At 64.9% G+C, this 12,979-nt stretch carries 11 protein-coding genes; 3 read left to right on the forward strand and 8 right to left on the reverse strand.

Annotated elements, in window-relative coordinates; all coding sequences use genetic code 11:
- Positions 1-37: 37 nt before the first annotated feature.
- The 4 genes from ilvC to HSEST_RS09555 all read right to left on the reverse strand — a co-directional run bounded on the left by ilvC (position 38) and on the right by HSEST_RS09555 (position 5,022).
- Positions 38-1,051 (reverse strand): ketol-acid reductoisomerase, encoded by a 1,014-nt coding sequence (gene ilvC, locus HSEST_RS09540; RefSeq protein WP_229120704.1) that lies wholly within the window; start codon positions 1,049-1,051, stop codon positions 38-40.
- Between the two features lie 21 nt (positions 1,052-1,072).
- Complete coding sequence (gene ilvN / locus HSEST_RS09545; protein ID WP_229122983.1) at positions 1,073-1,675, reverse strand: acetolactate synthase small subunit; 603 nt, start codon at positions 1,673-1,675, stop codon at positions 1,073-1,075.
- 13 nt (positions 1,676-1,688) lie between these two features.
- A complete protein-coding gene (gene ilvB, locus HSEST_RS09550) occupies positions 1,689-3,452 on the reverse strand; it encodes a biosynthetic-type acetolactate synthase large subunit (RefSeq protein WP_229120705.1) in 1,764 nt (587 codons plus the stop codon).
- Between the two features lie 352 nt (positions 3,453-3,804).
- Entirely contained in the window at positions 3,805-5,022 is a 1,218-nt protein-coding gene (locus tag HSEST_RS09555; RefSeq protein WP_229122984.1) for a LeuA family protein, read from the reverse strand.
- A gap of 206 nt (positions 5,023-5,228) precedes the next feature.
- Here HSEST_RS09555 and HSEST_RS09560 point away from each other — a divergent pair, with 206 nt between their 5' ends.
- Positions 5,229-5,522 (forward strand): DUF5779 family protein, encoded by a 294-nt coding sequence (locus HSEST_RS09560; RefSeq protein ID WP_229120706.1) that lies wholly within the window; start codon positions 5,229-5,231, stop codon positions 5,520-5,522.
- Here the strand turns inward: HSEST_RS09560 and HSEST_RS09565 are convergent.
- The gene (locus tag HSEST_RS09565) at positions 5,515-6,222 is read right to left on the reverse strand and encodes a TMEM165/GDT1 family protein (protein ID WP_229120707.1); all 708 of its coding nucleotides are present in this window, start codon (positions 6,220-6,222) and stop codon (positions 5,515-5,517) included. The two genes, HSEST_RS09560 and HSEST_RS09565, sit on opposite strands and share 8 nt — an antisense overlap.
- A gap of 147 nt (positions 6,223-6,369) precedes the next feature.
- Positions 6,370-7,743 carry an adenylosuccinate synthase gene (locus tag HSEST_RS09570; RefSeq protein WP_229120708.1) on the reverse strand — a complete coding sequence of 458 codons (1,374 nt, stop codon included), beginning with the start codon at positions 7,741-7,743 and terminating at the stop codon, positions 6,370-6,372.
- A 179-nt stretch (positions 7,744-7,922) separates the two neighbouring features.
- Between HSEST_RS09570 and HSEST_RS09575 the strand changes: the two genes are divergently transcribed.
- Positions 7,923-8,228 carry a hypothetical protein gene (locus tag HSEST_RS09575; RefSeq protein WP_229120709.1) on the forward strand — a complete coding sequence of 102 codons (306 nt, stop codon included), beginning with the start codon at positions 7,923-7,925 and terminating at the stop codon, positions 8,226-8,228.
- Here HSEST_RS09575 and HSEST_RS09580 read toward each other — a convergent pair.
- On the reverse strand, positions 8,225-10,702 hold the full coding sequence (locus tag HSEST_RS09580) for a DUF7527 domain-containing protein (protein WP_229120710.1): 2,478 nt from the start codon (positions 10,700-10,702) through the stop codon (positions 8,225-8,227). The genes HSEST_RS09575 and HSEST_RS09580 overlap by 4 nt on opposite strands.
- A gap of 175 nt (positions 10,703-10,877) precedes the next feature.
- Here HSEST_RS09580 and HSEST_RS09585 point away from each other — a divergent pair, with 175 nt between their 5' ends.
- Positions 10,878-11,495, forward strand: a complete 618-nt coding sequence (locus HSEST_RS09585) for a class I SAM-dependent methyltransferase (RefSeq protein WP_229120711.1) — start codon at positions 10,878-10,880, stop codon at positions 11,493-11,495.
- Between the two features lie 24 nt (positions 11,496-11,519).
- Here the strand turns inward: HSEST_RS09585 and HSEST_RS09590 are convergent, their stop codons facing one another.
- A complete protein-coding gene (locus tag HSEST_RS09590) occupies positions 11,520-12,881 on the reverse strand; it encodes a DolP-mannose mannosyltransferase (RefSeq protein WP_229120712.1) in 1,362 nt (453 codons plus the stop codon).
- Between the last annotated feature and the right edge of the window lie 98 nt (positions 12,882-12,979).

A 12,979-nucleotide genomic window follows, 5' to 3' on the forward strand; every position in this document is an offset into this window, starting at 1 on the left:
ATCGTTGTCTCCGTTGTTTCGTTTCACTTACAATCCGTTACTCGTCGCTCTCGTCCCAGTCGAACAGCTCGCGCAGGCGACCGCCCACGTCTTCGATATCGTGGTTCTGCTCGGCTTCTCGGAGCTGCTTGTAGCTGGGTCGGTTCGTCTGGTTCTCGGAGATCCACTCCTTGGCGAACTCGCCGTTCTGGACCTCCTGGAGGATCTGCTCCATCCCGTCGCGGGCCGAGTCGTCGATGACGTACTCCCCGCGGGTCAGCCCGCCGTACTCGGCAGTGTCGGAGACGGAATCCCACATCTCCATCAGCCCACCCTCGTAGATGAGATCGACGATGAGCTTCATCTCGTTCATAACCTCGAAGTAGGCCATTTCCTCGCTGTAGCCAGCATCGACCAGCGTCTCGTAGCCGACTTTCATCATCTCGGTGACGCCGCCACAGAGAACGGCCTGCTCGCCGAAGAGGTCGGTCTCGGTCTCTTCCTGGAAGGTCGTCTCGATGACGCCCGCGCGGGTGCAGCCGATGGCCTTCGCGTAGGCCAGCGCTTCCTCGTGGGCCTCGCCGGTGGCGTCCTGATAAACCGCGACCAGCCCGGGCACGCCCTCCCCGCGCTTGTAGGTCCGCCGGACGAGATGGCCCGGTGACTTGGGTGCGGCCATCGTCACGTCGACGTCCTCGGGTGGTTCGATCTGGCCGTAATGGATGTTGAACCCGTGGGCGAACTGCAAGGTGTCGCCCTCCTCGAGGTTGGGCTTGATAGCGTTCTCGTAGACGTCCGGCTGGACCGTATCGGGGACCAGCACGGAGACGACATCGGCCGCTTTCACGGCGTCGGCCGGCGTCTGTACGTCCAGGCCGTCGGCTTCGGCCTCCGTACGCGAGGCCGACCCCTCACGAAGGCCGACGACCACGTCGACCCCGCTGTCGTCAAGATTCTGCGCGTGGGCGTGGCCCTGGCTGCCGTAGCCCAGCACTGCGACTGTCTTGTCGTCCAGTACCGATTCGTCAGCGTCCTCGTCGTAGTATACGTCCGTGCTAAATTCGTCTACCATAGGTGAATTCTCGGGGATCGCTCAGTTATCGCTTTCCATTGTCGTCGCGCCCATCGTCTTCGAGCCGCGTTCGAGGGCGGCCGCGCCGGTGCGGACGATCTCGAGCACGTCGAACTGCTCGAAGGCCTCGATCGCGGCATCGATCTTCTGTTTGCTGCCGGTGATCTCGACAGTCACTGCGTTCGTCGAAGCGTCGACGGCGTCGCCACCGTACATCTCCGCGACCGCCTGCACGTCGTCGGGCTTGTCGCCGGCGACCTTGATCAGCGCCAGCTCACGGCGCATGGCCGCCGACTCCAGCTCCTCGACCTCGATGACGGGGATGAGTTTGCGGAGTTGTTTTTTCGCCTGCTGGACGCCCGGCTCAGGCTCCTCGATGACGATCGTCATCCGGGCGGTGCCGTCGTCTGTCGTCGCGCCCACAGTGAGACTCTCGATGTTGAACTGCCGACGGCTGAACAGGCTGGAGACCTCAGAGAGGACGCCGGGCTCGTGTTTGACCAGCGCCGACAGCACAGCCATCCGTGGCTCGTGTGTCGCTTCCGCTTCCGGATCGACACGAATCCCCTGGGAGTTGCGCCGACCCTCGGGCCGCATCCGCTGGTCCGGGGCCGGACCGGGCATTTCTCCGGGCATCTCAGATCATCTCCAGGTGCTGCTCGTTCAGGGCGAACAGTCCGTTGTCGCCGCCGGAGGGAACCATCGGGAAGACGTTCTCGGCGGGGTCGATGATCGCGTCGATCACGGCCGGGCCGTCGTACTCGCGAGCGGCCTGGATAGTCTCCTCGACATCTTCGGGATCTTCCAGCCGGAACCCGCGGGCGCCAAAGGCCTCCGCGAGCTTGTCGAACTCCGGCACCCACGGGTACTCGCTGGCCATCCGGCGGCCCTCGTAGAAGCCGTCCTGCCACTGGCGGACCATCCCGATCGCCTCGTTGTTGAGCACGACGTAGGTGATATCGAGGTTCTCCCGGACCGCGACCGACAGCTCCTGCATCGTCATCAGGAAGGATCCGTCCCCGTCGAAGGCGACGACCTCCGTATCGGGGGCGCCGATCTTCGCGCCGATCGCCGAGGGGACGCCATAGCCCATCGTCCCCAGGCCGTTGCTGGAGACCCACGTGCGCGGGTACTCGTAGGTCCAGAACTGGGCCGCCCACATCTGGTGTTGGCCGACGCCCGTGGTGACGATGGCGTCGTCATCGGCCAGTTCGTCGAACGTCTCGACGACGTGCTGTGGCTTGAGCGGTTCGTCGTCGGGCATCTCGTAGTCCAGCGGATACTCCTCGGTCCAGGTCCGGCACTGTTCGCGCCACTGATCGGCCGTCGGCGCGGCCGTCAGTGCGTCGTCGATCTGTTCGAGGACGCGCTCGGCGTCGCCGATCAGCGGGTGATCGGCTTCGATGTTCTTGGAAATTTCGGCCGGGTCAATGTCGATATGGATGACGTCGGCGTCGGGTGCGAACGTGTCGACGCCGCCGGTCAACCGGTCGTCGAATCGGGTGCCGACACCCAACAGTGCGTCACAGTTCGTGACGGCCATGTTGGCTGCGCCGGTCCCGTGCATACCGGCCATCCCCAGCGAGAGGTCGTCGGTCTCCGGGAACGTGCCGAGCCCGGGCATCGTCGTGATGACGGGGATCTCGTACTCGCGGGCGAACGATCGCAGTTCGTCGCTGGCCTCGCTCTTGATGACGCCGCCGCCGGCGAGGATGAGCGGTCGATCGGCCGCCTTTAGGGTCCGGGCCGCGGCCTCGACGGCCGACTCGTCGGCTTCGACAGGCTCGTCGTGGGTGTCCGGGGCCTCCGGCGGTTTCGGCCACTGGTCGGTCTCGCCTTTCGTGATGTCCTTGGGGAGGTCGACCAGCGTCGGGCCCTGCCGGCCCTCACGGGCCAGCGCGAACGCCTCGCTGACGTCGTCGCCGACCGTATCCGAGTGGTTGGCGAAGTAGTTGGCCTTCGTGACGGGCATCGTGATACCCGTGGTGTCAGTCTCCTGGAAGGCGTCGTTGCCGACGAAGTCGGTCGCGACCTGGCCGGTCAGCGCGATCATCGGGTCCGAATCCATCGCCGCGTCGGCCAGCCCGGTGATGAGGTTCGTCGCACCGGGACCGGAGGTCGCCATCGCCAGGCCGGGTTCGCCCGTGACGATCCCGTAGGCGTCGGCCGCGTGGGCCGCGCCCTGCTCGTGGGCCATCGTGATGTGATGGATCGAGGAGTCGTACAGAGCGTCGTAGACGGGCATGATCGCGCCGCCCTGGACGCCGAATGCGTGGTCGACGCCGGCCTGCTCGAGCGAGGCGATGATCGCCTCCGAGCCCGACTCGACCGTTTCGATGCCGCTCTCTCGTTCAGGAACTTCTTCTGGGTCCCGCTTGGGAATCGATGCGCGTTCACTCATGGTCGATCACTGTGTGTTGGGTGTCGTGTCTGCATTGCTGGTTGCTGGGTTGGTAGTCGGGAGCGATACCGGCCGAAACGAAAAGGGGGTGTAGCGGGGCCTAACGGGCCCCTACAATACCGCCGAGAAGGACGAGCGCGCCGCTGGTGGCGGGGCGATCCCGGATGCCAGCGGACTGTGTCATCAGTACGTGAATCTGTCCGTCCCGAATAATAAAGGTTCCGTGAGAGTCGATGTCGGGGCCGTGGGCGACACCGGGTGTGTGCCGGCGGCTGGTCGCCCGACGGATGGCGTGTCGACCAGTACCGCAGCCGCTGGTCAACCGCGAATGTGAACGCCGTCGGCGACATGGTCAGGCACGGACCTCCTCAGTTCGTGCGCGGTCGACGCCGACCTCGTCGGCGAACCGTTCGAGGACGTCCAGCGTGACCTGCCGTTTCTCCGCGCCGTAGTCCTTGACGCGGCGGGTTACCTGCCGGACCTCCTCGTCGGTCGGGTTGTACCCGGCCTCGGTCAGCCGCTCGCGGACGGAGTGGGTGCCAGTGTGTTTGCCCAACACCAGTTCGCGTTCGGCCCCCACCATCTCGGGCGTCATCACGCCCGGCTCGAAGGTGTCAGCGTTCTCGATGACGCCGGCGGCGTGGATGCCGCTCTCGTGGGCAAAGGCGTTGTCGCCGACGACCGGCTTGTTCCCGGGAGTGGCGATCGAACTCTTCTCCTCGATGAGCCGTGACAGTTCAGTGATCCGGGTCGTATCGATCCCGGTGTCGACATCGTAGAGGCTCTCCAGCGCCATCGCGACTTCCTCGTAAGCGGCGTTGCCAGCCCGTTCGCCGATGCCGTTGACCGACACCTGCGCCTGAGCCGCGCCGGCCTCGTAGCCCGACAGGGCGTTTGCCGTCGCCAGCCCGAAGTCGTCGTGGGTGTGGACGTCCACGCGGGCGTCGGTGTGCTCGACGACCGTCCCGACCAGATCCTCGAACCGGCCGGGGGTCGCGACGCCCGTGGTGTCCGGGATGTTGATCCAGTCGGTGCCCGCCTCGGAGACGGCCTCGACGACCTCGATCAGGAACGACTCGTCGGTCCGGGTCGCGTCCATCGGCGAGAACATGCACTCGACGCCGGCCTCTTTGACGCGCTCGACGGACTCGACCGCGCGGTGCAACGCGTCCTCGCGGGTGGCGTGCATGCTGTCCTGCAGTTGGACGTCGCTGGTCGAGACGAACACGTGAACCAGTTCAACGCCCGAATCGAGCGCCGCTTCGACGTCGTCCTCGACGACACGGGCCAGTCCACAGACGGTCGTCGAGGTCGAGGCGGCGATGTCCCGGACCGCCTCGAACTCCGCGTCGGAGTTGACGGGGAACCCGGCCTCGATGACGTGGGTTCCCATCTCGTCGAGCAGCGCGGCTATCTCGCGTTTGTCTTCGTAACTAAACGACGTACCAGGCGACTGCTCCCCGTCACGGAGCGTCGTATCGAAAATTCGTGCCTCGTCGATTTCAGAGGTGCTATCGAGTGTGCCCTGGAAGAACTCGATCCGCCGGAGACTCCGACGTGCCCTCGGTATGTTGGGTCATTTGCATCCGAATCAAGGTCGCTCGTGATATAAAAAGGTTGTTCTCCATCGTCACAGCGCGTGGACGGTATTTCAATGTCCGGGCCACACAATGGATAGTTGTCCGTTCGGGCACCGAGCTACCCCGATAGTCTGGACGGATGTCCGGTTCGACTCGACGAGAACGATTTTTGGTGGTGGCCGCCAAGGGACAACGTATGGCCGAGTTCGATCTCGATTTGCAGGCCGTCGAGGACAAACTCGATGGAACCGACGACGGGGACGGGCGGATCGTGCTCGATATCCTCGACGGAAGTACAGCCGACGAGGAGTGGGTCGAGTTGATCGAAGACGGGGACGTCCTCGTGCTCAGCGTCGAGGGCGACGTCAACGAGCGCGCGGCCGGTTTCGCCCGGGAGATACGGGATATGGGTGGAGAACTCGTCCACTTCCGAGGCTTTCTCGTCATCGCACCGCCGAACGTGGCAGTCGACACCGACCGACTCAACTGACCACGACCAGTGCCGAAAGTGCCGACGAGACCGCCCCGACGACGGTCTCCCAGACCGAGAAGTCAGTCGTGATCGCGAGTAGCGTATCGGCAGCGAAAAACGCGAAGATCGCCGCGCCGGCGAAGTGCGCCTTTCGGGCGTCGAACTGACTGGAGAACGTGTGGAAGAAGTACGCGTTCGCGAGACTCACGGGGATGATCGCGAGCATCTCGCCGACCCAGATCCCGGGATGAGCGCCGTACTGAGCCGCCAGCGTGATCGTGATCAGTTGGGTCTTGTCGCCGAACTCGCCAGCCGCCATCATCGCAAAGATCGGCAGCCAGCCGCCGAGGGCGTTGGGCACCTCGTAGCCGAACAACGAGACATCTAAGTCACCCTCGCTACCGAACGCACCGCCGTCGGTCGCAGTCGGTTGCGCCTGCTTTGCCGGGGCCGACCGCAACAGTAAGACCGCGAACACCGCGAACAGCGTTGCAGTGAACAGATCCAGGTAGAGCGTCGGCAGTGCTCCTTTCAGCGCGTTGCCGAAAAGGATCTCCAGCGCCGTCCAGCCGGCGAAGGCTGCCCCGGCGGCCGACACGACGACGAGCGGGTGATATCGTGTCGAGAGGCCCGCGATGATGAACTGGACTTTCTCGCCCGGAAGCACCGCGAGCTGTGCCGTCGCTGCGACGATCACGACCGTCAAGAACTCAGACACGGCGACTCCCTCCGGACCGACTCCGTCTCATTGCGAGAATTTAGACGCGTCTAATACGTAAACGTTCCGGAGCTAAATCCGCGACGGGTTCGTGAGCGGCACAGCTGATGAGGAGGTGTGAAATCGCAAGAAACCGTACGGCTGAGATCAGTACTCGGGTTCTTCGAGGACGAGCGACTGGTCGCGCCCGGGGCCGATCCCGACCGCGTAGATCGGCGTGTCGAGTTCGTCGCTGAGATACTCCAGGTACGCCCGGGCGTTCTCGTGCAGCGCCTCGTAGCCCGCCTCGGCGACGGCGCCCCAGTCTTGCTGTGGCCAGCCGTCGAACGTGCGAAGCGTGGCGTCACAGCGGGCCCACTCCTCTGTCGTCGGCGGGACCGTCTCCAGCTGTTCGCCGTCGAGCGTGTAGGCATGGCCGACGTTCACCTCGTCCAGTCCAGCCAGCGTGTCGACGTGGTTGACTACCAAACCAGTGAACCCGGACACACGCGCGGCGTGGCGGAGCATCGGCACGTCGAGCCAGCCGACTCGACGGGGACGGCCGGTGACGGTGCCGTACTCGTCGCCCTCCTCGCGGATGTACGTCGCCAGCTCCTCGTTGTCACCTTCGCCCTGCTCGTCGTACCCGGGCGTGTCCTCGACGACGCCGCCCAGTTCCGTCGGCATGGGGCCGGAGCCGACGCGCGAGAGGTACGCCTTGACGATGCCGATCACCTCGCCGTCGCCGACGACGCCAGGTGCCAGGCCGCTGCCGACGCAGGCCCCGCCAGCGGTCGGGTTCGAGGAGGTGACGTACGGGTAGTTGCCGTGATCGATATCGAGCAGCGTCCCCTGTGCCCCTTCGAGCATGACGTTGTCGCCCTCGGCCCGTGCCTCGCTGAGGAACTGGCCGGCATTGACGGCCATCGATTCCAGCCGGCGGCCGTACTCGCTGAACTCCTCGTGGAGGGCCTCGACGTCGAAGGCCTTCGGGTAGTCCAGTTCGTCCGGATCCAACCCGTAGACGTCCTCGACGATCGCGCGTTTCTGCGGGACGACGTACTCCAGCCGTTCGCGGAGCACGTCGGGATCGAGCAGGTCGCCGATGCGGACCCCGCGACGGCCGGCCTTGTCCTCGTAGGTCGGGCCGATCCCCCGGCCCGTGGTCCCGACTTCCTGGTCGTCCTCGCTTTTGACGTCCTCTTCGATGGAGTCCAGTACACGGTGGAACGGCATGATCACGTGAGCGCGCTCGGCAACTCTGATATCCGGATCGAGCCCCCGATCGCGCAGCGCGTCGATCTCCTCGAACAGTGTCCGCGGGTTGATCACGCAGCCGTTTCCGAGCACACCGATCTTGCCCCGGACCGCACCGCTGGGCACCAGCGAGAGTTTGTAGGTCTCCCCACCCTCGACGACGGTGTGGCCCGCGTTATCTCCGCCCTGATAGCGAACGACGACGTCGGCCGCGTCGCCGTAGAGATCGACGACGCCGCCTTTTCCCTCGTCGCCGAGCTGTGAGCCGACGATCGTGACAGTCATCAGGGTCGATTTCCCACCACCCGGGTAAACAGATTACGGTCCGACACCGTCGAACGGCCACGGACTGCTAGTGAACCCATCACAACCTCTAAATACCGGGGAATCGTAGTTCGCTGTAGCGATTTTCCTTCGGCCAGACAGCAACCTTTAAACCCTGGGCACACAAGTTAACGAATGCCATGATAGACCGGCTTGAGAAGGAAGTCGACATGCTGGAACGCCATCTGCAGGTACTGCGGATGGTCATCGAGAACGAACCGATCGGAATCGTGAAGATGTCCAACGAGACGGGCTACCCCCATCACAAGGTCCGGTACTCGCTGCGGGTCCTCGAGGAGGAAAACCTCATCGAGCCCTCCAGCCAGGGTGCGATCACGACCGAAGAGACCGGCGAGTTCGTCGACGATCTGGACGAGAAGATCGACCACATCGGCGAGAAACTCGAAGGGATGAAGATCGACGACGCGGCCGAAGTCGAAAACTAAAGTTCCGGCACCGAGAGGTGGAAGTCGTCGTCGCGTGACTCGACCAGACAGAGGTGAAAGCCGTCTTTTCTCGATAGTCGCACGAAGCTCTCGCGCTTGTCACGGCTGAGCAGCCCGCCGCCGGTCGCTTCCGCGGCCGTTTCGAGGGCATCCGGGTCGAAGAAGCTCGACGTGACGAAAAACGCGCCGGCGAGTCGCTCGTGTATGTCCCCAACCTGCCTCGCGGCGGTGACGAGGTCGGTCATCATCCCCTCGGTCGTCGCCGACCGGGAATCGTTGAGGTTCGTCACGATCAGCGGATTGCCCATCCGGTCGCGCACCACGACATCGAACGACGTATCCGCACGGGAGTCTCCGTCCTCGGCGTCCGCATCGGCCGAGACCGTACCGGCGAACTGCACGCGATCGATCCGGGGGATCGCGTCATACAGATCCGCGAGCGAACTCCGATGACCCGTGTCCCGGACCGCATAGAGGAGATCCTCGACGAGCCACGCGACGAATCGGTAGTGGATCGTCCCCTCGAGGAACGACTCGTACGGTTCGCCGTCGACGGTGGCCGTCGCGTCGTCGAACTCCGTGTGGTACTCCAGCGAGAGGTTGTCGTTGACGGCCGTCGCGTCGGCGTCGCCATCGTGGGCCGCCGACAGCGTCGCGCCGCTTTTCGAGCCGTAGCGGACGAACAGGTTCGTGCCGGCGATGGCTTCCTGCGGTGTGAGGGACTGTCCCGACGACGTATCACTGCCGGATGGAGGCGATCCCGCTTCGGACGAGGTTGTCTGTGCTTCGAGACGGTCCTCGAGAGTCGCCACCTGCTCGCGAAGCGTCTGCACCTCTTCCCGGAGGTCGTCCCGCTCGTCCCGGACCTGCTCGAGCTGGGCCTGCAGCTCGTCGCGTTCGGCTTCGAGGTCCCCGCGTTCGGCCTCGAGCTCGTCGATCCGCTGCTGAAGATCGGCGATTTCAGCCCGCGTGTCCTCGGACTGTGCGGGCTGGGAGCCCGCTGGCGAGCGCGTGGACGCCGATCGATTGGCTGCTGACCGGGCGGACGACTCGCTGTTCGTCCGGCGGTCGCCAGTCGCGCCCGCGGGCTGTTCGTACTCGGGGTCGGTGCCGGTGTGATCGTCCTCTGGAGTCCACGTCCGGCCGGGATCGACGGACGGGATCACGCGCCGCTCGAGGGAGGTATCACTGGAGCCGCCGTCCCGATCGTCGGATCCGCCCGCCGCGTCGTCGACGTGTTCGGTGATAGCAGCGTCGGCGTCACGGGGCTGGCGATCCCGTCGCGACCCGGACTCGCGGGACGGTGTGTCGGGTCGCCGGTCGCCACCACTCTGCTCGCGCCGACGGCCCTCTTCGCGCTCGGATGGCGCTTGCGCTCGTTCGCTCGGGTAGTCACGCGTGCTCTCGTCCTGTGACCGGGACGGTTGCCCGCGTTCGGACGCGTCGTCTCGCGCCGCCGGGGCATCACGCGCCACGTCATCGTCCCGCGTCGTCGGGGCATCACGCGCCACGTCATCGTCCCGCGTCGTCGGGGTATCACGCGTCGTTTCAGGTGGATCCGTACGCTCACGGGGGACCGTATCAGTGCCGCGCCCACCACGGTGTACGCTGTCGGCATCTTCCGACATCTCGGTCCGATCGGCATCTCCTGTCGAGGCTGCGGACTCGCCGGCGTCGCTCGCTGACGCGGACGAGTCGGTCTCGGCCGAACGGCCAGTATCGGCCGACAACTCGTCCGCTGGCACCGTATCGGTCGCCGGCTCAGCGTCCCGTGAGTCCGCAGTTGCGGACGTCTCCGCCTGCGAGCCGGCCGAGTCGGCGTCGGCATCGGCGTCAGCCGCGTGTGACGGATCAGCCGTCGCCGAGTCGGAAGCGTCGGTCTCCGATTGCGGTTCCTCGCCGGTTCCGGACGGAGGGTCGGATTCTGGCTCCTCGGGCTCCGGGATCTCGATCGGGTCGATCGACACCGGATAGACCTTGTAGATGCCGACCTCCTCGTCGGCACGCTCGAAGGCGTCCTCGCCGTATACCAGTCGCTCGCTCTCGCCGAGGAAGGCGACGCTCATCGATTTGCCGCCCTGGTAGAGAACGTAGTAGTCGCCGCTGAGGACGTTCTCCGAGAGTTCGACGTAGCCAGTGAAACCGCCGTCGGAGAGCTTTCGGTCGGCCTCGCTCAGCGCGGTCTCCTCGCTGTAGTATTTCGCCCGGACGTCGTCGCCCCGTTCCTGCATCACGGCCAGAAGCGAGAGCGCCGGCGTCGGTGCTTCCCGGACCGTCCCGGTCGCGTCCTCGAAGTCCTCGATGGACCCGCCGAGGACGTCGACAGCGGTCCCGTTGATCAGATACAGCGTCGCACGACCCGCCGTGACCGCACCGGAGAACGACCGGTCGGCGAGCGTCCGCAGTTGCTCGTAACCGTCGGTGAACGGACGCGATTCCCACTCGTCCACTCGGTCGGCCGCGCGCGTCGTCATTGTCATGCACAAGTCCCATCGTGGCCAAATAGTTTGCGCCGCTCGTCAGACACGTTCCGTTCGCCCGATACGTTCCCGCACGATGCTCGGAGCGGTAGTGACACGTCCCTCGAGGGGACAGCGGGGCGGCCGACACAACGATTCCGTCAAGGGCCTTGATGACAAACGAGCCAGTATGGATCCAGACGCGAACCGGCAGTCGTGGGCGGAGCGCTCGGGGGAGTTTTCGCCCGAATATTACGCAGGTATCGGAGAAAACGAGGTGAGCGACGCGCTGGCGACAGTACTGGAGTACTACGTCTCGACCGACGCGGCGATCCTCGAGATTGGCTGTAGCTCCGGCCGCCACCTCGAGTACCTGCGTCGGGCTGGGTTCGAGAACCTGACCGGGATCGACATCAACGACGAGTCTTTCGAGGTGATGGCCGAGCGATATCCCACGCTGGCGGAGACGGGGGCCTTTCGGGCGGGTGCAATCGAGGACATCGTCCCGGAGTTCGATGACGATGCCTTCGATGTCGTCTACTCCGTCGAGACGCTGCAGCACATCCACCCCGACGACGCGTGGGTGTTCGAGGAACTGACGCGTGTGACGGGCGATATCCTGATAACTGCCGAAAACGAGGGCAATAGCCCGGAGCGGGGCCGGTCGGACGGCGACGTGAGCTACGTCAACGACGAGTTCCCGCTGTATCACCGCGACTGGAAGCGGGTGTTCACCGACCTCGGTCTCGCTCAGCTCACCACGAAGCCGACGAACCGGGACACGGTACGGGTCTTCAGAACGCCGTGAATTACCCGAGACTGCCGTGAACGGTCAGGATAGGGGGTTCAACGCATCCAGAACCCACGGCAGCGGCTCCCGGTCGTACGGCCACTGTCCACAGGTAGTCTTGTTTATCGATCCGCCGGTCACCATTTCGAAGTACTTCTGTTTGTGACCGAGCCGGTAATGGCAGTTGTCAGGCTTTTGTTTCTCCCAGTAGATCTCCTGCATCGACGGCGAGTTGGGCGGGTCCGGCGGCAGATCCTCGTAGTTGGGAATGTCGTGGTCCTCCTGGAGGTCAACGGCAGCGTCGTTGCCCGGGATTACCGAGCTTTCGGCCCACAGGCCCGAGAGCAGTATCAGGACGACGAGCACGCCGGCGAGCGTCGACTGGCGTGACGGCACCGAGAGCTCGGCCGTGAGCACGCCAGCGCCGAGCGCGAGGAAGACGAAAAACAGGACGAGCTCGATAGTGCCCTGAAACTCCAGGAAGATCTGCAGCGAGTACAGTCCACCGCCGGAAGCGACCCACCAGTACGTCCGCCAGTCTCGCCGGATCGCCAGCGCGTAGCCGGCGAACGCAATCGGAACGAGCAAGAGTCCGGGGCCGAGTTCGACGATCAGCGTGAGCAACCGTCCGACGAGCGTGTACCGTTCGACGCCGTAGATCGGACCGAGGACGACCTCGACGAAGAGCGGGATCGTTCTGCCGGTGAGGACAAAGGGCAATACGGTCAGCACTGTCACGACGAGTCCGCCGGCAATCGTCCGTCCGGCACCGCGAGCGCCGCCGCGATCGGCGTTGATCGCGACGACGAGAAACGCGAGCAACCCGCCGAGTTGCCAGAAGCCGGCCGCGAGCGCGGCAGCGACGCCGCTGGCGAGAGAGCGGTCCTCGAGGGCGAAATACAGAGCCCCGGCACCACACAGGAACGCGAAGTACTTCGGCCGGATGCCGGCGTAGGGGAACGTGTACAGCGACGTGACCAGAAGCATCGACCCGGCGGCGACGAGCGCGGCAAAGCGATCGTCAGTGAGCCGGTGGGCCGTCAGCCCGACGAAGATGATCCCGCCGGAGACGGCGGCGACCGCGGCGATGATGCCGTAGATCTGGAGGACGGCCATGTTGCCGAACGACAGCAGCGCGAGGACGGCCGACACCCAGTAGATGAGCGGGGGCTTGAGATCCCAGATGTCGACGTACAGCGTCCCACCGTTCAGGATGTACCAGCCGCCGTGCTGGAACAGCGCCGAGTCCTTGTGGATGTAGAACGGCGAGCCCGCGAATTTCACGACCGTCGCGAGCCCCACCACGCCGACGGAGCCGGCGACGAGGACGACCCACCAGTTGTCCACCAGCCAGTCGTGCAACTCCCGAGTCGAGTCGACCGGCACGGCATCCGGGAATTCCATGGTAGCCGTCGGTTTCAACGGGACGCATAAATCCATTTTCAAGTTTAGCAGAGAGAGCGAGACGGCGAGCGACGCCGGCAAGAACAACGTTTTTGTAG

Origin of the sequence: Halapricum desulfuricans (assembly GCF_017094465.1) — an archaeon.
Lineage (GTDB): Archaea > Halobacteriota > Halobacteria > Halobacteriales > Haloarculaceae > Halapricum.